The following is a 24817-nucleotide window of genomic DNA, read 5'->3' on the forward strand; positions in this document are numbered from 1 at the left end:
CATTAAGCTTGTTTCTGTTTTGGTTCGTTGATGAAAAATCCTGAAGGGGCTACCGTTGTGCGAAAGCGTGCCCTCTTGCCACGGGGTCTCACCTCCCGAAAGGTAGTACAATCATCGTCACAGAAATGCTGGTGCTATTCATTACTGAAGTGTCTAAACTTTGCTGATATTTCGTTGGGATACGATTATAATTGTATACTGATTTACGAATGCAATTGCTGTCTCCACCCTAATTTTCTTATATTTAGATAACCAACTATGTCCGTTCGGCTTTTACTGGTGTGTTATGCCTCTGATTGAAAACTATGCCTCACCTACGCCGGAAGACCTTGCTCTACTCAAGTCATCGCTCGGTCTTACGGGTACCCAAATGGCAAAGTTTGCCGGGCTTGCAGGAAGCAATCGCTGGCGAAAATACACCGGCGGTGAGTTACCTCGCGTAATGGGGATGTACAGGGTGTTTTTTGGCCGCTCATTTAGTTTTAAATGAAAACGAATTAAATAAAGTGACAGGAAAAATGCGCGATATCGGTGCAAAAGATTAAGGAATTGATGATGATTTATGATTGTTTTTTATATTATGATGAAGATATGTTGTTAGACATCCGTCTACACACACTCTCGGATGTCGTTGACAAATTCGTTATTGTTGAATCAACATATACTTTTACCGGGAAACCAAAGAAACTCAATTTCGACATCGAGAAGTTCACGTGTTTCGCCGATAAAATCATTTATGTTGTAAACGATACGGACCCAACAAAAATTCCGGGTGCAAAATATACCACTGATAATGAAGTTGATCCCTGGGCTGTAGAATCGCACCACCGCAATAGCATTATGCAAGGGCTTGTAAACGCACAGCCTGACGATATCATTCTTGTTTCTGATGTAGACGAAATTTTTGATCCCGCAGTGATCGACAGGATTAACCCACGCCATCTGTGCACGACTATCCATCAAAATTTTTATAATTATCAGTTTAATATGCAAGTATTTAATACTAATGGTACTCCCCGAAAATGCACGTTACCGAGAGCAACAACATATAAAAATTTATTAAATTATTTTGATGGTGAACCTGAATCTTTCAGAAATATAAAGCATGCCCGTAAAAATAAAAATTGGTCGTGGTTTAAATGGAACTTCTTTAAATTAAAGAATAAAACTATCGATAATGGTGGCTGGCATTTCTCCTGGGTAATGTCCCCTGAACGCATTTCTGAGAAGATGGCGACTATTTCTCATCAGGAATACAATACTCCTGATTTCAATAATCCAGAACACATTATGAAAGTACTCAAAAATGCAGAAGATATTTGGGGAAGAGACAGGAAGCTAATCAGGCAGGCGCTAGAAAAACCCGTATTCCCAGCCTATCTCGTTGACAATAAAGATAAGTTTAAAGACTTTATCCTTTAATCACGTCATATCTTTCCAGCAAACATAACGGGGTGTTGTGGTTATATCAACATTGATGCCATGCCCCCTCTCCTTTCCCGGTTGTCCTTAACGTAGTCTTTCCCGGATAAAAGATATAGCTCCGCAACAGTTGACGGTTAATGGCCGCGCATATGTGTGCTACACCTCTCCGTTACCCCAGTTCCTGTAAGCAAATTTGCAAGCGATCTTCCATGATTGCCACTGTCCCGACATACACTCAAGCGGCAAACAGCACTGACTGTCGTCGCATGGACACAATGGGATGCAGGATAAAAGAGTGCGTGATGATCCCTAAATTTGCGTGTAAATGAATTGTGAATGTTAAAAACGGTGTGGTATAACGGGAAATACCGAATATTCAAGTTCGGACAATTTTAGAGTACTTTGGTGGCAGATCGCTGTAAGTGACTGAAATTTAAAATAGATAAAAAGAGACCGAATACGATTCCTGTATTCGGTCCAGGGAAATGGCTCTTGGGAGAGAGCCGTGCGCTAAAAGTTGGCATTAATGCAGGCTAAGTCGCCTTGCCTTTTAAGAATAGATGACGACGCCAGGTTTTCCAGTCCTCAGTTAAAGCGGCCGGAAAAAAAGCGTATGAGCATCATTAAAAGTGAAAAACCGCAGTGCTTTCGCAAGCATCTGCGGTTTTTTATTGGAAACCCGAAGATTAACAAAGCGTGTCTGCACGCTCGATAAACGGTGCCAGACTCATCTTCTGCCCTGGATGCGCGGGATCATCAATCTGAATAACGCTGATTGGCTGTCCACTGCTTTTGCCGCTGGCGACCTGCTGCTCTGCGACATCATTTAAAGGGTATTGCACCAGCGTGCTTGGGTTAATCGCATACAAGGCGTGCCCCGGACGGCAGGTCAGCATCACCTCTTCACGATTAAACGCCCATTTGTCCTTACCCACTTCAAAACGGCTGACGGTAATGACCTGTGGTGCGGCCAGGGCGCTCCCCGTGCAGGCCAGTAAGATGAGAGAAAGTAGTGTCTTTTTCATAGGATAGTTAACCTTGTCAGAAGGGTTCCCAGGTCGCGAACAGACTGACTGTAGCCAGCACCAGCGCACCCAGCACCACTTCTGCTTGTGTCATTCTGATAAATATTTGTTGTTCTCGCCCGCTTTGCGCACGAAACCGTGGCACCAGAAAATACCGATTTGCCAGCGCAATTACCACCATCAAAGCCACCAGCGCACATTTGAACAACAAAAATTGCACGTAACGGGTCTGCCAGGGAATATCGATACCCAGAATAAACAGCGCATTGAAAACGCCGGTAAGCACCACGCCTGCTACGGCGTAATGCCCCACGCGTGAGAAGCGCATCATGGTGTAGATTGCAGCAGGCTGCCACTGCCCTTTCGCCAGACGCATGCAAAACAGCAGCGGCAGTAATCCGCCAAGCCAGGTTGCAGCACATAACACATGAAGAGCGTGATTAAGACGCTGTAATGCGCCCACCGCGCCTTCGTTCATTGTTGCATGTCCCACTCCGGCCAGAAGGACGAACTGTCCCATGGCGAGCAGTAACAGCCGTGAGCCTTTATGCGGAGCCAGCCATGCTGTACCGGCAGTAAGGGCCGCGAGAATGATTTGCCACAGCCAGACGCTTCCAAACTGCGTCCCCAGCACGCTACGCCAGATGTCGGGGTTGACGACATCGCCCCAGCCATTCCCCATTAACCCACCCTGAAGCGTAAACATCAGGAGCGCTGTCACCAGGCTGATTAACGCCGCCATTCTCTGCTGCGACTGAAAACGCCGGGACATGAGCCGTTGCAGAGAGGAAGGAGCAAACCAGACGCTATAAAGCGCATTGCCAAAAATAAGCATTAACGCGCCGAAATGGAGAAAGCGCAGCCCTACGTAGCACATCGCCAGCATGCTATTTCACGCTAAAGTGATAACTGCCTTTTGTCTTGTGGCCGTCTACCGACACCACATGCCAGTCAACCTGGTAGGTTCCGGGCGTCAACTCGCGATCCAGCGGCACATTCAGCTGCGTCTTGTCTTTCTCGTCGCGTTTAACGGCACCGGTCCTGATGGTCTGCTTTTGTGCATCCGTCACCACCACACCGCTAAAACCGGGCTCAATACCTTCTGAAAACGTCAGCGTCAGCGTCCGCGGTGCCGTCACGAGGCTATCTGCTGCCGGAGTCTGTTGTTTAAGGTGAGCGTGCGCCAGCACGGAGGGTGACATCACGCAAGAGGCCAGAAAGACCAGTGCGCCTGCCGCGCGGGAAGAGGATAAACCCATCGCAATCATTCCTTTTTGTTATGCCTGTATGGCAAAGAATAACTCTGTATAATAAGCGAGTCGAGGATCATCCCACCTCTGCTTGTCATCGTCGAGCAATCGCGGTAACGTTGCCGCCGTCTAAAAAGGAGAAGGTAATGAAGATCAATCTGGCCGCCCTTCCTCAGGACGAGATGGATAAAGTGAATGTCGATCTCGCTGCCGCCGGCGTCGCATTTAAAGAGCGTTACAACATGCCCATCGTGGCTGAAGTGGTCGAACGTGAGCAACCTGCTCATCTGCGCGACTGGTTTCGCGAACGCTTAATTGCGCATCGTCTCGCCTCAGTTAACCTTTCTCGTTTACCGTACGAACCTAAAGTTAAATAAGCTTAACGAGTCGTTACACTTCCTTACGCGGAATATGGCAGGATAAGAAAACCCTGATTAAATTAGGTGTATTCTTAAATCACTGCGACTCTGTGTAAAGGAAGTCACGATGTCACAATGGAATATTGCTGCGGCCCAGTATGCCGGGCTGCACCACAGTGTAGATGAACATGTCGCGCACCATCTCCGTTTCATTGCCGAAGCGGCACGACAGCAGTGCGATTTGCTGGTATTCCCGGAGCTCTCATTAACTGGCCCAGGGACAACGACGCTCCCTGCCCCTCCCGATGATAAACAGCTGGCCCCGTTGCTAAACGCCGCGAAATTATACCGGATCACTATTATTGCCGGGCTTCCGCTCGACGTGAATGGCCATCGCCAGAAAGGCCTTGCCCTGTTTACCCCTTCTCGCCATAGCATCCTGCGCTACCCTCAGGGTCGTGGTGCAAGCCTGATCCCGGGTGATAAACAGCTGACGATCATCGATGCACATGCTGATTCGCCAAATCTCGACCCACAGGCGACGCTGTTTACCAGCAGCCAGTCAGTGGGAGATAGCCGCTGGCGGCAATCCATCAGTACCCTGCAGCGATTCGCACACAAATATGCCATTGCGGTGTTAATGGCGAACGCGCGCGGCGGCAGCGCGTTATGGGATGAAAAAGGTCAGCTGATCGTCCGCGCGGACAAAGGTGAACTGCTATTGACCGGATCTCTTGGCAGACAGGGTTGGCAAGGCGATATCATTCCTTTAGGCTAGGCGTTTTAGGCTCAGGAGAGTTCAATGCTGCGCGTCATCGATACCGAAACCTGCGATCTTCAGGGCGGAATAGTGGAAGTGGCTTCTGTCGACGTGATTGATGGAAAAATAGTCAACCCAATGAGCCATCTGGTACGTCCCGACCGCCCGATCAGCCCGCAGGCAATGGCTATTCATCGCATTACAGAATCGATGGTGGCGGACAAACCGTGGATAGAAGAGGTGATACCCCATTATTACGGTAGCCCGTGGTACGTCGCGCACAACGCCAGTTTTGACCGCCGGGTGCTCCCCGACATGCCCGGAGAATGGATTTGCACGATGAAACTGGCGCGTCGTCTCTGGCCTGGGATTAAGTACAGCAATATGGCGTTGTACAAATCCCGTAAGCTGAGCGTCAGAACGCCGGAGGGTCTGCACCATCACCGCGCCCTGTATGACTGCTACATCACCGCCGCGTTACTCATTGATATTATGAATAACTCCGGCTGGACCCCTGATGATATGGCGACCATTACCGGGCGTCCGGCATTGCTGACTACCTTCACCTTTGGCAAATACCGCGGTCGGGCGGTTTCCGATATTGCGGATAAAGATCCGGGCTATCTGCGCTGGCTCTATAACAACCTCGATAAGATGAGCCCGGAACTGCGTTTAACGCTTAAGCACTATCTTGGCGAAGCTTAACGCTCCGCACGGCCTGGCAGCGTCTCCTGTGCCAGGCCAATCAAAAACGCATACTCCAGTGCCACGCCTTCGTAAGATTTAAATCGTCCCGATTTCCCGCCGTGACCGGAGTCCATATCCGTGCACAGTAGCAGCAGGTTGTCGTCGGTTTTCAGTTCCCGCAGTTTCGCCACCCATTTTGCAGGCTCCCAGTATTGCACCTGTGAATCGTGCAATCCGGTGGTCACCAGCATGTGCGGATACGCTTTCGCTTCCACATTGTCGTACGGGCTGTACTCTTTCATGTAGCGATAGTAGATCTCATCCTGCGGGTTGCCCCACTCTTCAAACTCTCCGGTCGTCAGCGGGATGGATTCATCCAGCATGGTCGTTACCACATCGACAAACGGCACCTGCGCAATAATCCCTTTAAAGCGATCGGGGCGCTGATTGATGACAGCCCCCATCAATAATCCTCCCGCGCTGCCGCCCATACCAAAGCAAAGCTCAGGATCGCCATAGCCCTGCTCAATCAACGCATCGCAGACATCGAGATAATCATTGAAAGTATTTTTCTTTTTCAGGAATTTCCCGTCTTCATACCAGTGCTGTCCCAGCTCCCCGCCGCCGCGAACATGCGCAATGGCGAACACAAAACCGCGATCCAGCAGACTTAGCCGGCTGCTGCTGAAATCAGCGTCCATGCTTGAGCCGTAGGAGCCGTAGCCGTAAACCAGAATCGGATTCTTACCTTTCTGGAAATGCGCCCGATGATAAACAAGCGAGACCGGCACCTCGACGCCATCGCGGGCGGTAACCCACAGGTGTTCGCTTCGGTAGTTGTCGGAATCAAACCCTTTCACTTCGGACTGTTTAAGCACCTGACGTTGCCCGGTGTCCATATCCAGCTCAAAGAGCGTATCGGGCGTGGTCATAGACGAGTAGCCGTAGCGCAGACGCGACGATTCCGGCTCAGGATTAAACCCTATCCACGTAACATAGGCCGGGTCGTCAAACGCAATCCCGATCACTTCCCGCGTTTTGCGGTTAATTTGCCGCAGGCTGGTCAGCCCCCGCTGGCGCTCCTCAACCACCAGCCAGTCGGTGAACAGCGTAAACCCTTCGAGCATCACCTGCTCCCGGGCGGGGATTAACACTTCCCACTTACGTTCATCGCGTACTTTGGTTTTGTAGAGGCCAAAGTTTTTACCCTCCCGATTAGAGCGAAGGTAAAAGCTGTGCTGGAAGTGATCGAGGCTGTATTCATGATCTTTACGTCGCGGCAGGAAGCACAGCGGCTGCGCATCAGGTAGCTCGGCGTCCAGAAGCAGAACTTCAGAGGTTGTGGCGCTGGCCAGGAAGATAATCACATAGTGGCGGGACGAGGTTTTGTGCAGGCTGACATAAAACGTTTCGTCTTTCTCTTCGTAAACCAGTTCGTCGTCAGCAGAATCTGTCCCAACGGTGTGGCGCCACACCTGGTAAGGCAGCAACGTGGAGGCATGCTTTTTGACGTAGTAGACCGTTTCGGAATCATTCGCCCAGACAAAGTCCGGCGAAACGTTATCCAGCATTTCCGGATACCAGTTACCGGTTTCCAGGTTGCGAAAACGCAAACCGTACTGACGACGGGAGAGGTAATCCTCCGCCAGCGCCATAATGGTGTTATCGGGGGAGATGGACATGCCGCCGAGGGTATAAAACTCGCTGTGAGCAGCGCGCTGGTTGGCATCCAGCAGGATATCCCACTCATCCCATTCGGCGCATAACACCGACTGTCTCTGGTAGATAGGGTACTCGTTGCCAGGTTCGTAGATATGGCGATATCGATAGCCATTTTTGGTCCAGGGCGCGGAAATATCGCGCTGGGGGATACGCTGCACCATTTCATTTAACAGCTGCTCCTGCAACGCCTGCTGGCTGGACATGACCTTGCGGCCATAGTCGTTTTCCTCGTGCAGGTAGTCGAGCACTTCTGGCCGGGAACGGGAGTCGTCCCGCAGCCAGTAATAGTTATCTATACGCGTATCGCCATGCGTGGTGATCGCATAAGGAGTACGTCGGGCTTTCGGTGGCATGTCATCATTCTTTTGAGTTTTACACCCTATAAGGTTGGCAAAACCCACGCATGATGCAAGCGAAACATGGCTGCGACGGCGGCAGTTAGCCCTGTAATGCCCGTTTTTGCTCCTGAATATCCTTCTCGATCCCGTCCCGGACATCTTGTGGGATCTTCAGAGCATCACCCAGCGCATTGAGATAGCTGCGCTCCATAAAGTGATCGATATCGATGGCGGCACAGCTCAGAAAATAGAGCTCAAGCGCCTCTTCCTCATTTTTCACGCTTTGCGCCAGACGCTGCGGTTCGAGTGGCTGTTCGATGGCCTGCGCCACCAGCGCTCTGCCCCTTTCTTCGACACCGGCCTCGCGCAGTTGCTGCTCAATCGCCGATCGTTCCTGGTCATCAATGTGCCCGTCGCTTTTCGCCGCGAACACCAGTGCCAGGATGAGCCGTTCGGTACGCAGATCCAGCGGCGAGGTCTGCTCACCAAAGTGGGGTTCGTCGCTGTGCGCGGTCCGCACTCTGTCCTTGTATTTGTTCCACAGTACGGTACCCGCAATAGCGCCGCCGCCCGCCAGCAGCGCGCCGGTACCATACTTTGCCAGTAACTTACGCGAGGATTTATTGGCAACCAGCAGTCCAGCCAGCCCGCCAAGCGCCCCCGGCACCAGGAGTTTGCTCAGCCCCTGCTCGCCGGATGACGACGTTTTCTGCCCCAACATGGATTGCAATTGATTTAGCCAGCCTGACATGGTTTCCCTCACTTAACGGTGAATATGTCTCCCAGCGTAAGCGAGCAGGCGTCAGGAAATGTCTGCCACGGCTAAAGAAGCGCAAATTTCTTGATCGCTCTCGGGCCCTGAACAAGACAGACGCAAACGTTTACGTTTATAATGCGCGCAACTTTTTCAGGGGGATTGTTATGACTCGTTTAGGAACCGCGCTGCGACCTGCGGCGACGCGTGTGATGCTGTTAGGATCGGGCGAACTGGGTAAAGAGGTCGCCATTGAGTGCCAGCGTTTGGGCGTGGAAGTCATTGCAGTGGATCGTTACGCTGACGCACCTGCCATGCATGTCGCCCACCGTTCTTATGTGATCAATATGCTGGATGGCGATGCCCTGCATACGCTCATTACGCAGGAGAAACCAGATTTCGTGGTACCCGAAATTGAAGCCATTGCTACCGATACGCTGATCGCCCTTGAGCAGGAAGGCCAGCGCGTGGTGCCCTGCGCAAAAGCAGCCAAACTCACCATGAACCGCGAAGGCATTCGTCGTCTGGCGGCTGAAGAGCTGGCCTTACCTACCTCAGGCTACCGTTTTGCCGGCGATAAAGCCGCTTTCCTGCAGGCTGTCGACGAAATTGGCTACCCGTGCCTCATTAAGCCCGTCATGAGTTCCTCCGGTAAAGGACAGAGCTTTATCCGCGACAGCAGCACTCTGGATAAAGCGTGGGAGTATGCCCAGCAGGGAGGACGTGCCGGTGCCGGTCGCGTGATTATCGAAGGCGTCGTAAAGTTTGATTTCGAAATCACGCTGCTGACGGTCAGCGCCGTTGATGGCGTCCATTTCTGCGATCCGATTGGCCACCGCCAGGAAGATGGCGACTATCGTGAATCCTGGCAGCCGCAGCAGATGAGCGACCTGGCGCTGGCACGTGCGCAGGAAATTGCCCGTAAAGTGGTTCTGGCGCTGGGCGGTTACGGATTGTTTGGCGTGGAACTGTTTGTCTGCGGCGACGAGGTAATTTTCAGTGAAGTCTCCCCTCGCCCGCACGATACCGGGATGGTCACGCTGATTTCACAGGACCTTTCTGAATTCGCCCTGCATGTGCGCGCTTTCCTCGGCCTGCCCGTTGGCGGCATTCGTCAGTACGGCCCGGCGGCTTCGGCGGTGATCCTGCCGCAATTAACCAGCCAGAACGTCACCTTTGATAACGTCGAAGGGGCTATGGGTGCAGGCTTGCAGGTTCGACTGTTCGGGAAACCGGAGATTGACGGCACGCGCCGCCTTGGCGTGGCGCTAGCGACCGGTGAAAACGTGGATGAGGCTGTGGCAAGAGCCAAAACAGCCGCCGCGAACGTGAAGGTTGCAGGATAAAAAAACGGGCCAGCAGGCCCGTTTTTCATACTGTCTTCGCTTACTGCTTCGCGCCTTCAACCGCTTCGCGAGCCAGTTTAGTGATGCGATCCCAGTCGCCTGCTTCCAGCGCATCCGCAGGAACCAGCCATGAACCGCCGATGCACAGGACACTTTTTAGCGCCAGGTAGTCACGGTAGTTTGCCGGAGAGATACCGCCCGTCGGGCAGAAGCGAACCTGAGAGAATGGACCCGCAATAGCCTGCAGCGCTTTGGTGCCGCCGTTAGCTTCAGCCGGGAAGAATTTGAACTCTTTCAGGCCGTAATCCATACCCATCATCAGTTCAGATACGGTGCTGATACCCGGGATCAGAGGGATCGTGCCTTCGGTTGCAGCTTTCAGCAGCGGCTCGGTCAGGCCAGGGCTGATAGCGAACTGCGCGCCCGCTTCGGTCACGTCAGCCAGCTGCTGTGCGTTCAGTACGGTACCCGCACCGATGATCGCGTCCGGCACTTCTTTGGCGATAGCGCGAATAGCGTCCATCGCGCAGGCGGTACGCAGGGTCACTTCCAGAACACGAACACCACCCGCGACCAGGGCTTTCGCCATCGGGACAGCATGTTCCAGCTTGTTCACCACGATTACCGGCACGACAGGGCCAGTGGTCAGGATTGCTTCTGCACTTGTTTTCCAGTTTTTCATCAGAGTTTTCTCTCGCCAGATCGATAAAATCAAGTCGTCTTAAAACGTAATACAGGTTGCGCCCTGCTCCGCACCGGAGAGTTTCTCACGCAGCGCGCCAAACATTTCGCGTCCGGTTCCCACGCGCGATGCGCTCAGGTCAGGAATATGTGGCTTACGTGCCGCCAGTTCAGCGTCATCCACCAGCAGGGTTAACTCACCTGTCTGACCGTTGACGCGGATCATGTCTCCATCACGAACTTTCGCCAGCAAACCGCCGTCGTAAGCTTCCGGGGTCACGTGGATGGCAGAAGGCACTTTACCTGATGCACCAGAGAGGCGTCCATCGGTCACTAACGCAATTTTGAAACGGCGGTCCAATAATACACCAAGTGGCGGCATAAGTTTATGTAATTCTGGCATCCCGTTCGCTTTTGGCCCCTGATGGCGCACCACAACGACGCAATCTTTGTCGAGCAGACCGGCATCAAACGCAGGCAAAACGTCATGCTGGCTTTCAAACACCACGGCCGGCGCTTCGATAATCTGGTTCTCTTCCGGTACGGCGGAGGTTTTCATCACCGCACGCCCCAGGTTACCGCTGAGCACTTTGGTGCCGCCGTGACGAGAGAAAGGTTGTTCAAAGGTGGCGATAACCTGTGCGTCAAGCGAGGCGGTGGCGCCTTCACGCCAGTCAAGCTCACCGTTATTGAGCCACGGCTCATGGGTATAACGCTGCAGACCAAAGCCCGCCACGGTGTTCACATCTTCATGCAGTAGACCGCCTTTCAGCAGCTCGCGCATCAGCACCGGCACGCCACCGGCAGCCTGGAAGTGGTTGATGTCAGCCGGGCCGTTCGGGTACAGGCGCGCCATCAGTGGCACCACAGACGAGATATCAGAGAAATCATCCCAGTTAATCAGGATGCCCGCCGCGCGCGCCATCGCCACCAGATGCATGGTATGGTTGGTTGAGCCGCCGGTTGCCAGCAGCGCAACGATACCGTTGACGATCACTTTCTCGTCGACCATTTTACCCAGCGGCATCCACGCGTTGCCGTTACCGGTCAGACGCGTTACCTGGCGGGCAGCTGCTTCAGTCAGGGCCTTACGCAGTGGCGCATCCGGCTGAATGAAAGAGGAACCAGGAAGCTGCATGCCCATAAATTCCACCACCATCTGGTTGGTGTTGGCCGTACCGTAGAAAGTACAGGTACCCGGCGCATGGTAGGAAGCGGCTTCCGCTTCCAGCAGTGCCTGACGGTCTGCTTTACCTTCCGCATACAGCTGACGGATACGCACTTTTTCTTTGTTTGGCAGACCGCTTGCCATCGGACCTGATGGCACGAAGATCGCAGGCAGATGGCCGAACGATAGCGCTGCCATGGCCAGCCCCGGGACGATTTTATCGCACACGCCGAGGTACAGCGCGCCATCAAACATATTGTGAGACAGGCCCACTGCGGCCGACATCGCAATCACTTCGCGGCTCAGCAGAGAGAGCTCCATCCCATCCTGACCCTGCGTCACGCCGTCGCACATGGCCGGCACGCCGCCCGCGACCTGGCCTACCGCATTGACGCTGTGCAGCGCTTTACGGATGATCTCCGGATACACTTCGTACGGCTGATGCGCTGAAAGCATGTCGTTGTAGGAGGTAATGATGGCGATATTGTTACGCAGCATGCTTTTCAGCGAGGCTTTATCGTCGGGCTGGCAGGCGGCGAAACCGTGCGCCAGGTTACCGCAGGCGAGTTGTGAGCGATGAACGGTATTACTTTTAGCCTGTTCAATCCGGGCGAGGTAGGCAGAACGGGTCTCTTTCGAGCGCTCAATAATGCGTTGTGTTACGCGTAACAATGTCGGATTCATAAAAGCTCCTCTAATTTATCTGTCCGGGCTCGGGAGTTTACAAAGTCGCTGGCGATTATTAACAACGCTGAAACGCTTGCTGTCCGGAGCTCAGGGGCAAAATCACTTCCGGCAGTGTAATAAAAAAAGCTCCGCGGGTGAATCCACGCGGAGCTTAAAAGTTTATAAATTGTGCCACGAGCTGTGTTAGATCATGTTACCGGTAAAATAACACCTAAGAGGCAGCTGATTATTTTACTCAAACTCATTCCAGGAGCGGCCATCACGGGTGATCATCGCGACGGACGCGACAGGCCCCCAGGTGCCCGCCTGATACGGTTTCGGCGCATCCTGATCCGCAGCCCAGGCTTCAGTGATGGAGTCGACCCATTTCCACGCCTCTTCCACTTCATCACGACGCACGAACAGCGCCTGGATACCGCGCATGGTTTCCAGCAGCAGACGCTCGTAAGCATCGGCAAGGTGCGTCTGATTGAACGTTTCGGAGTAGCTCAGGTCCAGCTTGGTGGTCTGCAGGTTATGTTTATGATCCAGGCCCGGCACTTTGTTCAGGATCTGGATGTCCACCCCTTCGTCTGGCTGCAGACGAATGGTCAGTTTGTTCTGCGGCAGCTCCTGCCAGGACTCTTTGAACAGGTTGAGTTCAGGGTTTTTGAAGTAAACGACCACTTCAGAGCATTTGGTCGGCAGACGTTTACCGGTACGCAGGTAGAACGGAACGCCCGCCCAGCGCCAGTCATCGATATCCACGCGGATCGCCACAAACGTCTCGGTATTGCTCGCCTTGTTGGCGCCCTCTTCTTCCAGGTAGCCCGGCACTTTTTTACCCTGAGCAAACCCTGCGGTGTACTGGCCGCGTACCGTTTTCTCACGCACGTTTGAGCGATCGATGCGACGCAGCGACTTCAGCACTTTCACTTTAGCATCACGGATGCTGTCCGCCGTCAGGTCAGACGGTGGAGACATGGCAATCATGCAAAGGATTTGCAGCAGGTGGTTCTGGATCATGTCGCGCATCTGACCGGCCTGGTCAAAGTAACCCCAGCGGCCTTCAATCCCCACCTCTTCGGCCACGGTGATTTCCACATGGTCGATGGTACGGTTGTCCCAGTTATTCACAAACAGGGAGTTGGCAAAACGCAGCGCCAGCAGGTTCAGTACCGTCTCTTTACCAAGATAGTGGTCGATGCGGTAGACCTGGCACTCTTCGAAGTACTCGCCGACCTGGTCGTTAATTTCGCGGGAGGTTGAAAGAGAGGTCCCCAGCGGTTTCTCCATCACCACGCGTGCCGGTTTAGCGTTCAGCTTCGCTTCGCCCAGGCCTTTGCAGATTGCACCGAAAGTGCTTGGCGGCATGGCGAAGTAGTTAATGGTGACACGGTTTTTCTGATCCAGCATCGCGCCTAAACGGTTAAACGCGCTGACGTCGTTCACGTCCAGGTTACAGAAATCAAGACGTCCGCTGAGGGTATCCCACAAACTTTCATCAATCTTTTCCTTCATGAAAGTTTCGAGCGCCTCGCGTACGACCTTGGTATAAGCTTCCTTGTCCCAGTCGGCGCGCCCAACGCCCAGGATACGCGTATCCGGATGAATTTGGCCCGCTTTCTCCAGTTGATACAGGGAAGGCAGCAATTTCCGGCGTGCAAGATCGCCTTTCGCGCCGAAAATGACCAGGTCACATGCCTGGGCTGTTTGCGTTACCGCCATGTCATTCTCCTCAGTTGGATCACCTGGTACTTCTGCCAGGTATCGTTGTAATTTTATTACGTTGCACTGTACTGCTTTTACGTCATTCCCGAAACCATTAGCGCTTAACCTCGCGTGCGATACCGCGATTTTTTCGCCGTCAGACGCGTGTGGTGGCGGAATCACGCAAAAAGCGTTGATTCTTTGAACTACAGGGTCATAACAAAACCCGACACCGATCAAGTAATGAAAAAAAACAACAACATTATCTTGTCGACTGTTACCCTTTATGGAAGCCACAGGGGTAATATCGGCTAAATCGAATCATGATTTCATGAATTAATGAAATCGTTTCCACCCATGAGCGCCCTGTTAACAATGAACATGCTGGAAAAAATCCAGTTCCAACTGGAACACCTTAGCAAATCCGAGCGAAAAGTGGCCGAAGTCATTCTTGCCGCTCCTGCTCAGGCGATTCATTCAAGCATCGCCGCTCTGGCGCAGGAGGCAGGCGTCAGCGAACCGACGGTTAACCGCTTCTGCCGTAGCCTTGAAACGCGCGGCTTTCCTGATTTTAAACTGCATCTTGCACAAAGTCTGGCAAACGGCACGCCTTATGTTAATCGCAATGTGGATGAAGACGACAGTGTTGATGCCTATACGGCGAAAATATTTGAGTCGGCCATGGCTACGCTGGACCACGTTCGCCAGTCCCTCGATATGAATTCCGTGAACCGCGCGGTGGATTTACTGACCCAGGCCAAGCGCATTGCGTTCTTTGGCCTCGGCTCGTCGGCGGCCGTGGCGCATGACGCCATGAATAAGTTCTTCCGCTTTAACGTCCCGGTCATTTATTCCGATGACATTGTCCTGCAACGCATGAGCTGTATGAATTGCAGTGAAGATGATGTCGTGGTACTCATTTCGCACACCGGGCGCACCAAAAGCCAGGTGGAGCTGGCGCAACTGGCGCGTGAAAACGATGCCATGGTTATTGCCCTCACGACGGCGGGCACGCCGCTGGCAAGAGAAGCGACGCTCGCCATCACCCTTGACGTCCCGGAAGACACCGACATGTATATGCCGATGGTCTCCCGTCTGGCGCAGCTCACGGTGATTGACGTGCTGGCAACCGGTTTCACCCTGCGCCGTGGCGCAAAATTCAGAGATAACTTGAAGCGTGTCAAGGAAGCGCTTAAGGAATCGCGTTTTGATAAAGAATTGCTTATGAAAAGCGATGTTCCCTAAATAGTTTAATAACTACGATGTAACGATTTACGGCATTCGGTCCTCTCTCTGTTGCCTTGCAGCAGATGAAGGCCGATTTAATGTTCACGCAACACCAAAGTTGTTTCAGTCAACGGAGTATTACATGTCCAGAAGGCTTCGCAGAACCAAGATCGTAACCACCTTAGGCCCGGCCACTGACCGCGATAACAATCTCGAGAAAATTATCGCCGCGGGTGCCAACGTGGTGCGTATGAACTTCTCTCACGGTACGCCAGAAGACCATAAATTACGTGCCGACAAAGTGCGTGAAATTGCGGCCAAACTTGGCCGTCATGTTGCTATCCTCGGGGACCTGCAGGGTCCAAAAATTCGTGTTTCAACCTTCAAAGAAGGTAAAGTCTTCCTCAATATCGGTGATAAATTCCTGCTCGATGCCAACCTGGGTAAAGGCGAAGGCGATAAAGAAAAAGTTGGGATCGACTATAAAGGTCTGCCGGCTGACGTTGTGCCTGGCGATATCCTGCTGCTCGACGACGGTCGCGTTCAGCTGAAAGTGCTGGAAGTTCAGGGGATGAAGGTTTTCACCGAAGTCACCGTCGGCGGCCCGCTCTCAAACAACAAAGGCATTAACAAACTTGGCGGTGGTCTCTCAGCCGAAGCGCTGACCGATAAAGACAAAGCGGATATCGTGACCGCTGCGCTGATTGGCGTTGACTATCTGGCCGTCTCCTTCCCGCGCTGTGGCGAAGACCTGAACTACGCGCGCCGTCTGGCACGTGATGCGGGCTGTGATGCCAAAATCGTTGCTAAAGTGGAACGTGCGGAAGCCGTTTGCGATCAGGACGCGATGGATGACGTGATTCTGGCGTCTGACGTGGTGATGGTTGCCCGTGGCGATCTGGGCGTGGAAATTGGCGACCCTGAGCTGGTGGGGATCCAGAAAGCACTGATCCGCCGTGCACGTCAGCTTAACCGCGCCGTGATCACCGCAACCCAGATGATGGAATCCATGATCACCAACCCAATGCCGACCCGTGCAGAGGTGATGGACGTGGCTAACGCCGTGCTGGACGGTACCGATGCCGTAATGCTTTCTGCAGAAACCGCAGCCGGCCAGTACCCTGCTGAAACCGTAGCCGCGATGGCACGCGTTTGCCTGGGTGCTGAAAAGATCCCAAGCATCAACGTCTCTAAACACCGTCTGGACGTGCAGTTCGACAACGTGGAAGAAGCGATTGCGATGTCTGCCATGTACGCCGCTAACCACCTGAAAGGCGTAACGGCGATTATCACCATGACCGAATCTGGCCGTACCGCGCTGATGACCTCCCGTATCAGCTCCGGTCTGCCCATCTTCGCCATGTCTCGCCACGAGCGTACGCTGAACCTGACGGCGCTGTATCGCGGTGTCACGCCGGTTCACTTCGACAGCACCAACGACGGTGTCGCGGCTGCCCACGACGCCGTGAACCTGCTGCGCGACAAAGGCTATCTGGTCTCCGGTGATATCGTGATTGTGACTCAGGGTGACGTGATGAGCACCATCGGCTCGACCAATACCACTCGCGTATTGACCGTCGAGTAAGCACGTCCCTGTTAAAAAGCCCGCTCTTTTCGGAGCGGGCTTTTTTTATTTCTGCTTATTTCTTCGGGAAAAGTTCTTTGCGTTTGTACGGCTCTGTTTCACCGGGCTTACGCGTTTTGAGCAACTTCAGTATCCACGTGTATTGCTCAGCATGCGGTCCCACCAGAATCTCGACCTCTTCGTTCATTCGGCGCGCAATGGTGTGATCGTCCGCCGTCAGTAAATCATCCATCGGTGGACGCACTTCAATGCTCAGGCGATGGGTTTTCCCGTCGTATACCGGAAACAGCGGAATGACGCGCGCACGGCAGACTTTCATCAGGCGGCCAATCGCCGGCAACGTGGCTTTATACGTCGCGAAGAAATCCACAAACTCACTGTGCTCGGGGCCGTGGTCCTGATCCGGCAGATAGTAACCCCAGTAGCCCTGACGCACGGACTGTATAAACGGTTTGATGCCATCATTACGCGCATGCAGACGGCCACCAAAACGGCGACGCACGGTGTTCCAGACGTAATCAAAGATCTTATTGCCCTGGTTATGGAACATTGCCGCCATTTTCTGCCCCTGTGACGCCATCAGCATCGCAGGAATATCCACGCCCCAGCCGTGAGGAACGAGGAAGATCACCTTCTCGTTGTTGCGGCGCATTTCTTCGATGATTTCCAGCCCTTTCCAGTCAACACGCGTCTGAACTTTCTCCGGCCCTTTGAGCGCCAGTTCGGCCATCATTGCCATGGCCTGAGGCGCGGTCGTATACATGTCGTCAATCAGCGCTTCGCGCTCGGCGTCACTCTTCTCCGGGAAACAGTACAGGAGGTTAATCTGCGCACGGCGACGGGCACTTTTACCAAACCGGCCCGCCAGGCGGCCTATTTTTCCCAGTACCGGATCGCGAACCGAGGCAGGTAACATCGCAATCCCCGCAAATGCGTAAACGCCAAGCCAGGCACTCCAGTTGCGCGGGTGGCGAAAAGATTTTTCAAACTCAGGAATGTACTCAATATTGTTTTTTTGGGTTTCCATGCTGGTTCCAGGGTCTGGTGACGCAAAATTTCATTCAGATAGTGTAGCGAGGCAGCCGCTCGCGCACAAAACAAAAAGCCGGCACATACTGAGGCCGGCTTTTTCACTAAACAGAGGGCTTAATCAAAGCGCAGCTGCGGAATCACCTCTTTCACCTGCGCCAGGTAATCGGAACGATCTTTACCTGTCAGGCCTTCGGTACGCGGCAGTTTCGCCGTAAGCGGGTTCACTGCCTGTTGGTTAATCCACACCTCATAGTGCAAATGCGGCCCGGTAGAGCGCCCTGTATTCCCGGAGAGCGCGATACGGTCGCCACGTTTCACTTTCTGGCCCGGCTTAACCAGCAGCTTACGCAGGTGCATATAGCGGGTGGTGTAGGTACGACCATGACGCACCGCGACATAATACCCGGCCGCACCGCTGCGTTTTGCAATCACCACTTCGCCATCACCCACAGCCAGCACAGGTGTCCCCTGCGGCATGGCAAAGTCAACGCCACGGTGCGGCGCAACGCGCCCGGTGACCGGGTTCAAACGGCGCGGGTTAAAGTTGGATGAGACACGGAATTGTTTAGCCGTCGGGAAGCGCAGGAAGCCCTTCGCAAGCCCGGTACCGCTGCGGTCGTAGAACTTACCGTCTTCGGCACGAATGGCGTAGTAATCTTTGCCATCAGAGCGCAGACGCACGCCCACCAGTTGGCTCTGCTCACGCTTGCCGTCAAGCATTTCACGGGACATGAGAACGGAGAATTCATCGCCTTTCTTCAGTTTGCGGAAGTCCATTTGCCACTGCATGGCTTTAATTACCGAGCTGATTTCGGCGCTGGTCAGCCCCGCATCGCGCGCGCTGGAGACGAAGCTTGCGCCTACGGTCCCTTTCATCACGCTGTTCACCCAGTCGCCTTTCTGCATTTCACTGGTCATTTTGAAACCGTTTGCAGTGCGATCGTAGGTGCGGGTTTCGCGACGGGACATTTCCCAGGTCAGGCGTTGCAGATCGCCATCAGCGGTTAACGTCCAGGAGAGCTGTTGACCAATTTTCAGATTACGAAGATCTTTATCAGCCGCCGCCAGCTGGCTGATGTTTCCCATGTCGATACCGTACTGGTTCAGAACGCTGCTTAACGTATCACCCGTCGAAACGACATATTCGTGGATCCCCGCTTCATTCTCGGTTTTATCGTCCAGCTCATCCTGCGGGATGGCTTCATCTTCCTGAGCCGCCTGGTCGATAGGTTCACTGGCCTCAGGGAGGAGAGAGCGGATCTCGCTCTTCTCAAGCTCGATGGTTTTGATGATTGGGGCAGAACTCGGATGGTAAACATAGGGCCGCCAGACGGCGACCGCTAACGTGAGAACTGTAAGAGACCCCAGCATAACGCGATGGGGTCGAGGCAGATTGTTAAATGCCAGGGCGACAGAGCGGGCTATCTGTTGCACGTATTCACTTCCTCGTTAATCTCCTTTCAGGCAGCTCGCATACTGGTTCGCCAGTTGGCTGAGAAACTGCGAATAGCTCGCTTTGCTCAACTGGATATTCGTTCCTAGCGGGTCAAGGGTTCCCATGCGCACGGATGTTCCCCTGGCCACGGCTTCTACGACCGCTGGCCTGAACTGTGGCTCAGCAAAAACGCATGTCGCTTTCTGCTCAACCAACTGTGTTCTGATTTCATGTAAACGCTGCGCACCAGGTTGAATTTCAGGGTTGACGGTAAAGTGCCCCAGCGGGGTCAGGCCGTAGTGTTTCTCGTAATAGCCATAGGCGTCATGAAAAACGAAATACCCTTTTCCTTTCAACGGTGCGAGCTCATTACCCACCTGCTTATCAGTTGCGGCTAATTGTGCCTCAAAATCCTTCAGGTTGGCGTCTAGTTTGGCTCGACTTTGCGGCATAAGTTCCACTAATTTGTCATGGATTGCAACCGCCGAAAGCCGCGCTATCTCTGGGGATAGCCAAAGGTGCATGTTGTACTCGCCGTGATGGTGATCCCCATCACCTTTTTCGCCGTCGGCGTGTCCGGCATCATGTTCATCACCGTCGTCATCAGCCCCTTTCATGAGCAACGGTTTCACGCCCGGGAGTTCGGCAATGGCGACCTGTTTTTCGCCCGGCACCTGTTTTGCCGACTTCTGCATAAACGCTTCCATCTCTGGACCAATCCAGACAACTAAGTCCGCGTTTTGTAAGCGTTTTACATCAGATGGACGCAGGGAATAATCATGCTCGGAAGCCCCATCAGGGAGCAGAACCTGGGTGTCAGTAACCCCATCTGCAATCGCGGAAGCAATGAAACCGAGCGGTTTAAGCGAAGCGACAACAGCAGCGTTAACATCTTGTGCTGTTGAACCCCAAAGGGCAGCGGATAATGCTGCGAAAAGAAGCGTATTTTTATGTAACATAATGCGACTAATCATCGTAATGAATGCGTGGGATGTGATATTATAACATTCGTTGACTTCTGCAAGCTTAAATTGACATGACGACTTTGGTTTCTCTCGACAATATTTCGGTCTCATTTGGCCAACGCCGCGTCCTCTCTGACGTGTCGCTGGATCTGAAACCCGGCAAAATTCTGACGCTGCTCGGCCCCAATGGCGCAGGGAAATCCACCCTGGTGCGCGTGGTGCTGGGTCTGGTAACACCTGACGAAGGGGTTATCCGCCGTGAGGAAAAATTACGCATCGGCTATGTGCCGCAAAAACTCCACCTCGACGCCACACTGCCGCTGACGGTTAGCCGCTTCCTGCGTCTGCGCCCCGGGACACATAAAGCCGATATTCTTCCGGCGCTGAAACGCGTGCAGGCAGGCCATCTGATCGATGCCCCGCTGCAGAAACTGTCCGGCGGTGAAACCCAGCGCGTATTGCTTGCCCGCGCCCTGTTGAGCAGCCCACAGCTTCTGGTGCTGGATGAGCCGACGCAGGGTGTGGACGTGAATGGTCAGGTCGCACTTTACGATTTAATCGACCAGCTACGCCGCGAACTCAACTGTGCGGTGCTGATGGTTTCCCACGATCTCCATCTGGTGATGGCCAAGACCGACGAAGTGCTGTGCCTTAACCATCACATCTGCTGTTCCGGCACGCCGGAAGTGGTGTCAATGCACCCTGAATTCATCTCCATGTTCGGCCCTCGCGGCGCTGAGCAGCTGGGAATTTATCGCCATCATCACAATCACCGCCATGATTTACAGGGACGAATTGTCCTGCGCCGGGGAAATGGACACTCATGATTGAACTGTTACTGCCCGGCTGGCTGGCCGGGATTATGCTTGCTTGCGCCGCGGGCCCGCTGGGCTCGTTTGTGGTGTGGCGCAGAATGTCCTATTTTGGCGATACGCTGGCACACGCATCTCTGCTGGGCGTTGCCTTTGGCCTGTTACTGGACGTGAATCCCTTCTACGCGGTGATTGTGGTCACGCTGCTGCTGGCCGCAGGGCTGGTATGGCTGGAAAAGCGCCCTCACCTCGCCATCGATACGCTGCTTGGTATTATGGCCCACAGCGCCCTGTCGCTGGGTCTGGTGGTCGTGAGCCTGATGTCGAACATTCGTGTTGATCTGATGGCCTACCTGTTCGGTGACCTGCTGGCCGTGACGCCTGAAGATCTGATCTCCATCGCCGGTGGTGTGGTGGTCGTGCTGGGTATTCTGCTCTGGCAGTGGCGTAATTTGCTGGCGATGACCGTCAGCCCGGATCTGGCGTTTGTCGACGGCGTGAAGCTGCAGCGCGTGAAGCTGTTGCTGATGCTGGTGACGGCGTTAACGATTGGTGTGGCGATGAAATTCGTCGGCGCGCTGATCATCACTTCCCTGCTGATTATCCCCGCGGCCACTGCGCGTCGTTTTGCCCGTACGCCGGAGCAAATGGCCGGTATCGCGGTTATCATCGGGATGATTGCGGTAACGGGAGGGTTAACCTTCTCGGCGTTCTACGATACCCCAGCCGGCCCGTCTGTGGTGCTGTGTGCGGCGCTGCTGTTTATCTTCAGTATGATGAAGAAGCCTGCAAGCTGATCGCCTCTCCCCTCTCCCACCCGGGAGAGGGGACCTCTGCTACGGCATCGCTGGCGGGGTAATACCAAAATGGTTCCACGCCCGCACCGTTGCCATACGACCGCGCGGGGTACGTTGCAAGAAACCCTGCTGGATTAGATACGGCTCAAGCACATCTTCAATTGTCTCGCGCTCTTCACCAATCGCTGCCGCCAGGTTATCCAGTCCGACCGGACCGCCAAAGAACTTATCCAGTACCGCCAGCAACAGCTTACGGTCCATGTAGTCAAAGCCTTCGGCATCCACATTCAGCATATCCAGCGCCTGCGCTGCAATCTCAGCCGAGATCGTGCCATCGTGCTTTACTTCGGAAAAGTCACGTACGCGACGCAACAGGCGGTTCGCAATACGCGGCGTCCCCCGGGAGCGCTTTGCTACCTCAAACGCCCCTTCCTCGCTCATCTCCAGCCCCATATAGCGGGCACTGCGGCCAACGATATGCTGAAGATCCGCAACCTGATAGAACTCCAGACGCTGAACGATACCAAAACGATCGCGAAGCGGAGAGGTCAATGACCCGGCACGCGTCGTCGCGCCAATCAGGGTAAACGGAGGCAGATCGATTTTGATGGAACGTGCTGCCGGACCTTCACCGATCATGATGTCCAGCTGGTAATCTTCCATCGCCGGATAGAGCACCTCTTCCACAACCGGCGACAGACGGTGGATCTCATCGATAAACAGCACGTCATGCGGTTCAAGGTTGGTCAACATTGCCGCCAGATCGCCCGCTTTTTCCAGTACCGGGCCAGAGGTTGTGCGCAGGTTAACGCCCATTTCATTGGCGACAATGTTCGCCAGCGTGGTTTTTCCCAGACCGGGAGGGCCAAAAATCAGCAGGTGATCGAGTGCATCGCCGCGCAGTTTTGCCGCCTGGATGAAGATCTCCATCTGAGAACGAACCTGCGGCTGGCCAATATACTCATCAAGCAGTTTCGGGCGGATGGCGCGATCCACCACGTCTTCTGCCTGAAGGGTGCCTGCCGATACCAGGCGATCTGCTTCAATCATCCTTTACCTCACAATGCCGCGCGTAGCGCTTCACGAATCAGGGTTTCACTACTGGCATCCGGTTTGGCAATTTTGCTCACCATCCGGCTGGCCTCCTGAGGTTTATATCCCAGCGCCACCAGCGCAGCAACCGCTTCCTGTTCTGCATCGTCAGAGGCTTGTGCGCCCGGCGAGGTAAGCACCAGATCAGCGGCAGGCGTGAACAGATCGCCATGTAGACCTTTAAAGCGGTCTTTCATCTCGACAATCAGACGCTCCGCGGTTTTCTTGCCGATACCTGGGAGTTTAATCAGCGCAGCAGGATCTTCGCGCTCAACGGCATTGACGAACTGCGGAGCGGACATGCCGGACAAAATTGCCAGCGCCAGCTTCGGCCCGACGCCGTTAGTTTTGATCAGCTCGCGAAACAGCATCCGTTCCTGTTTGTTGTTGAAGCCATATAGCAACTGGGCATCTTCACGCACCACAAACTGGGTAAAGACAATTGCCTCTTTGCCCGCGTCCGGCAACTCATAGAAGCAGGTCATCGGCATATGGACTTCATAGCCCACGCCACCGACTTCCAGCAGCACTAACGGGGGTTGTTTTTCAATGATGATGCCTCTGAGTCTGCCTATCACGTGACGCTCCTGCGTTCTGGAAGAAATTAACTGCCGACATAATAAAAAAAGGCTGGATAAACATCCAGCCTGATTTGTCATTATCGTAACCTGCCTCGCGCCAGATTAAGCCGCGATTCGCTCATCTGAACCGCGTTCTGGCTTATATGACAGTGGGTAATGGCTATCGCCAGCGCATCGGCGGCATCTGCCTGCGGGTTCGCGGGAAGCTTCAGGAGCGTGCGCACCATATGCTGCACCTGACTTTTCTCCGCGCTACCAATCCCCACGACGGTCTGTTTAACCTGTCTGGCTGCGTATTCGAACACCGGAAGATCCTGATTCACCGCCGCAACAATGGCGACGCCCCGTGCCTGACCCAGTTTCAACGCTGAATCGGCGTTTTTCGCCATAAAGACCTGCTCGATGGCAAAAAAGTCGGGTTGAAACTGGGTGATGATCTCCGACACGCCAGCATAGATTAGCTTCAGGCGCGACGGCAGATCGTCCACTTTGGTCCGAATACAGCCGCTGCCAAGGTAGGTTAACTGGCGCCCTACCTGCCGGATGACGCCATAACCGGTGACGCGCGAGCCGGGGTCAATCCCGAGGATAATCGACATCACGCGTCTCCCGTAAACGGTTTATACGCTCTCATCAGAGAGTCGCTGCAACCTCATCAGAGATTTCACCGTTATGATACACTTCCTGCACGTCGTCGCAGTCTTCGAGCATGTCGATCAGACGCAGCAGTTTAGGTGCCGTTTCCGCATCCATGTCCGCTTTGGTTGACGGGATCATGGAAACTTCAGCGTTGTCTGCTTTCAGACCCGCCGCTTCCAGCGCGTCACGTACCGCGCCCATCTCTTCCCACGCGGTGTAGACGTCGATTGCGCCATCATCATAGGTCACAACGTCTTCTGCACCGGCTTCCAGCGCCGCTTCCATGATTACGTCTTCGTCGCCTTTCTCGAAGGAGATGACGCCTTTTTTGCTGAACAGATAGGCCACGGAGCCGTCAGTGCCCAGGTTACCACCGCATTTGCTGAAGGCATGACGCACTTCCGCTACGGTACGGTTACGGTTGTCGGACAGACATTCAACCATCACCGCCGTACCGCCAGGACCGTAACCTTCATAAATGATGGTTTCCATGTTCGCGTCTTCATCACCGCCTACGCCACGTGCGATAGCACGGTTCAGGGTGTCACGCGTCATGTTGTTGGACAGGGCTTTATCCACTGCCGCGCGCAGACGCGGGTTAGACGCCGCATCGCCGCCGCCCAGACGTGCCGCTGTAACCAGCTCACGAATAATTTTGGTGAAGATCTTACCGCGCTTGGCATCCTGTGCCGCTTTGCGGTGTTTGGTGTTGGCCCACTTACTATGACCTGCCATAAAAATTTCCTCAAAGAGCGCGCCTT

At 54.0% G+C, this 24817-nt stretch carries 25 protein-coding genes; 10 read left to right on the forward strand and 15 right to left on the reverse strand.

The genetic code is table 11. The annotated features are described in order from the left end of the window. Window positions 1–286 precede the first annotated feature (286 nt). Together BH714_RS23595 and BH714_RS09580 are read left to right on the forward strand one after the other, a co-directional pair. A complete protein-coding gene (locus tag BH714_RS23595) occupies window positions 287–490 on the forward strand; it encodes a hypothetical protein (RefSeq protein ID WP_236918400.1) in 204 nt (67 codons plus the stop codon). 65 nt (window positions 491–555) lie between these two features. Continuing rightward, window positions 556–1422 (forward strand): glycosyltransferase family 17 protein, encoded by an 867-nt coding sequence (locus tag BH714_RS09580; protein WP_020883409.1) that lies wholly within the window; start codon window positions 556–558, stop codon window positions 1420–1422. A 689-nt stretch (window positions 1423–2111) separates the two neighbouring features. On the opposite strand, the gene BH714_RS09585 is transcribed toward BH714_RS09580, so the two are convergent. The 3 genes from BH714_RS09585 to yobA are packed head-to-tail and all read right to left on the reverse strand — an operon-like array spanning window position 2112 to window position 3709. Further along, window positions 2112–2450 carry a YebY family protein gene (locus tag BH714_RS09585; RefSeq protein ID WP_014170622.1) on the reverse strand — a complete coding sequence of 113 codons (339 nt, stop codon included), beginning with the start codon at window positions 2448–2450 and terminating at the stop codon, window positions 2112–2114. Window positions 2451–2466: 16 nt separating this feature from the next. After that, window positions 2467–3336, reverse strand: coding sequence for a copper homeostasis membrane protein CopD (gene copD, locus BH714_RS09590; RefSeq protein ID WP_040017778.1), 870 nt, complete (start codon window positions 3334–3336; stop codon window positions 2467–2469). Window position 3337: 1 nt separating this feature from the next. Then, window positions 3338–3709 carry a CopC domain-containing protein YobA gene (yobA, locus tag BH714_RS09595; RefSeq protein ID WP_020883407.1) on the reverse strand — a complete coding sequence of 124 codons (372 nt, stop codon included), beginning with the start codon at window positions 3707–3709 and terminating at the stop codon, window positions 3338–3340. A 137-nt stretch (window positions 3710–3846) separates the two neighbouring features. Between yobA and BH714_RS09600 the strand changes: the two genes are divergently transcribed. From BH714_RS09600 to exoX, 3 genes are all read left to right on the forward strand, one after another. Beyond that, entirely contained in the window at window positions 3847–4077 is a 231-nt protein-coding gene (locus BH714_RS09600; RefSeq protein WP_013096102.1) for a DNA polymerase III subunit theta, read from the forward strand. A gap of 109 nt (window positions 4078–4186) precedes the next feature. Next, window positions 4187–4837 (forward strand): carbon-nitrogen hydrolase family protein, encoded by a 651-nt coding sequence (locus BH714_RS09605; RefSeq protein ID WP_040017780.1) that lies wholly within the window; start codon window positions 4187–4189, stop codon window positions 4835–4837. A gap of 24 nt (window positions 4838–4861) precedes the next feature. Then, entirely contained in the window at window positions 4862–5524 is a 663-nt protein-coding gene (gene exoX, locus BH714_RS09610; protein WP_014170626.1) for an exodeoxyribonuclease X, read from the forward strand. On the opposite strand, the gene ptrB is transcribed toward exoX, so the two are convergent. Further along, window positions 5521–7581 (reverse strand): oligopeptidase B, encoded by a 2061-nt coding sequence (gene ptrB, locus BH714_RS09615; protein WP_040017781.1) that lies wholly within the window; start codon window positions 7579–7581, stop codon window positions 5521–5523. The genes exoX and ptrB overlap by 4 nt on opposite strands. Window positions 7582–7666: 85 nt before the next feature. Beyond that, window positions 7667–8317: a tellurite resistance TerB family protein gene (locus tag BH714_RS09620; RefSeq protein WP_020883404.1), complete on the reverse strand. Its 651-nt coding sequence runs from the start codon at window positions 8315–8317 to the stop codon at window positions 7667–7669. A 170-nt stretch (window positions 8318–8487) separates the two neighbouring features. On the opposite strand from BH714_RS09620, the gene purT reads away from it, so the two are divergent. After that, window positions 8488–9666, forward strand: coding sequence for a formate-dependent phosphoribosylglycinamide formyltransferase (gene purT / locus BH714_RS09625; protein ID WP_040017782.1), 1179 nt, complete (start codon window positions 8488–8490; stop codon window positions 9664–9666). Between the two features lie 40 nt (window positions 9667–9706). On the opposite strand, the gene kdgA is transcribed toward purT, so the two are convergent. The 3 genes from kdgA to zwf all read right to left on the reverse strand — a co-directional run bounded on the left by kdgA (window position 9707) and on the right by zwf (window position 13909). Then, on the reverse strand, window positions 9707–10348 hold the full coding sequence (kdgA, locus tag BH714_RS09630; RefSeq protein WP_020883402.1) for a bifunctional 4-hydroxy-2-oxoglutarate aldolase/2-dehydro-3-deoxy-phosphogluconate aldolase: 642 nt from the start codon (window positions 10346–10348) through the stop codon (window positions 9707–9709). A 39-nt stretch (window positions 10349–10387) separates the two neighbouring features. Further along, window positions 10388–12199 carry a phosphogluconate dehydratase gene (gene edd / locus BH714_RS09635; RefSeq protein ID WP_014170631.1) on the reverse strand — a complete coding sequence of 604 codons (1812 nt, stop codon included), beginning with the start codon at window positions 12197–12199 and terminating at the stop codon, window positions 10388–10390. A 234-nt stretch (window positions 12200–12433) separates the two neighbouring features. After that, window positions 12434–13909, reverse strand: coding sequence for a glucose-6-phosphate dehydrogenase (gene zwf / locus BH714_RS09640; RefSeq protein WP_020883401.1), 1476 nt, complete (start codon window positions 13907–13909; stop codon window positions 12434–12436). 357 nt (window positions 13910–14266) lie between these two features. Here zwf and BH714_RS09645 point away from each other — a divergent pair, with 357 nt between their 5' ends. Both BH714_RS09645 and pyk read left to right on the forward strand, forming a co-directional pair. After that, window positions 14267–15136 carry a MurR/RpiR family transcriptional regulator gene (locus tag BH714_RS09645; protein ID WP_025203851.1) on the forward strand — a complete coding sequence of 290 codons (870 nt, stop codon included), beginning with the start codon at window positions 14267–14269 and terminating at the stop codon, window positions 15134–15136. 124 nt (window positions 15137–15260) lie between these two features. Then, window positions 15261–16703, forward strand: a complete 1443-nt coding sequence (gene pyk / locus BH714_RS09650) for a pyruvate kinase (protein ID WP_020883399.1) — start codon at window positions 15261–15263, stop codon at window positions 16701–16703. 55 nt (window positions 16704–16758) lie between these two features. On the opposite strand, the gene lpxM is transcribed toward pyk, so the two are convergent. The 3 genes from lpxM to znuA form a co-directional block, all read right to left on the reverse strand. Further along, the gene (gene lpxM, locus BH714_RS09655; RefSeq protein ID WP_032678429.1) at window positions 16759–17730 is read right to left on the reverse strand and encodes a lauroyl-Kdo(2)-lipid IV(A) myristoyltransferase; all 972 of its coding nucleotides are present in this window, start codon (window positions 17728–17730) and stop codon (window positions 16759–16761) included. 119 nt (window positions 17731–17849) lie between these two features. Next, window positions 17850–19169 carry a murein DD-endopeptidase MepM gene (gene mepM, locus BH714_RS09660; protein ID WP_014170636.1) on the reverse strand — a complete coding sequence of 440 codons (1320 nt, stop codon included), beginning with the start codon at window positions 19167–19169 and terminating at the stop codon, window positions 17850–17852. 15 nt (window positions 19170–19184) lie between these two features. Next, window positions 19185–20129, reverse strand: coding sequence for a zinc ABC transporter substrate-binding protein ZnuA (gene znuA, locus BH714_RS09665; protein ID WP_025203849.1), 945 nt, complete (start codon window positions 20127–20129; stop codon window positions 19185–19187). A 77-nt stretch (window positions 20130–20206) separates the two neighbouring features. On the opposite strand from znuA, the gene znuC reads away from it, so the two are divergent. Continuing rightward, entirely contained in the window at window positions 20207–20962 is a 756-nt protein-coding gene (gene znuC / locus BH714_RS09670; RefSeq protein ID WP_014170638.1) for a zinc ABC transporter ATP-binding protein ZnuC, read from the forward strand. Beyond that, the gene (znuB, locus tag BH714_RS09675) at window positions 20959–21744 is read left to right on the forward strand and encodes a zinc ABC transporter permease subunit ZnuB (protein WP_040017788.1); all 786 of its coding nucleotides are present in this window, start codon (window positions 20959–20961) and stop codon (window positions 21742–21744) included. The genes znuC and znuB overlap by 4 nt, the downstream gene beginning before the upstream one ends. 39 nt (window positions 21745–21783) lie before the next feature. On the opposite strand, the gene ruvB is transcribed toward znuB, so the two are convergent. From ruvB to BH714_RS09695, 4 genes are all read right to left on the reverse strand, one after another. Further along, window positions 21784–22794 carry a Holliday junction branch migration DNA helicase RuvB gene (gene ruvB / locus BH714_RS09680; protein ID WP_014170640.1) on the reverse strand — a complete coding sequence of 337 codons (1011 nt, stop codon included), beginning with the start codon at window positions 22792–22794 and terminating at the stop codon, window positions 21784–21786. 8 nt (window positions 22795–22802) lie between these two features. Beyond that, a complete protein-coding gene (gene ruvA, locus BH714_RS09685) occupies window positions 22803–23414 on the reverse strand; it encodes a Holliday junction branch migration protein RuvA (RefSeq protein WP_020883395.1) in 612 nt (203 codons plus the stop codon). An 80-nt stretch (window positions 23415–23494) separates the two neighbouring features. After that, entirely contained in the window at window positions 23495–24016 is a 522-nt protein-coding gene (ruvC, locus tag BH714_RS09690) for a crossover junction endodeoxyribonuclease RuvC (RefSeq protein WP_025203848.1), read from the reverse strand. 34 nt (window positions 24017–24050) lie between these two features. After that, window positions 24051–24791, reverse strand: coding sequence for a YebC/PmpR family DNA-binding transcriptional regulator (locus BH714_RS09695; protein ID WP_014170643.1), 741 nt, complete (start codon window positions 24789–24791; stop codon window positions 24051–24053). Between the last annotated feature and the right edge of the window lie 26 nt (window positions 24792–24817).

Origin of the sequence: Enterobacter ludwigii, from assembly GCF_001750725.1 — a bacterium.
Taxonomy (GTDB): domain Bacteria; phylum Pseudomonadota; class Gammaproteobacteria; order Enterobacterales; family Enterobacteriaceae; genus Enterobacter; species Enterobacter ludwigii.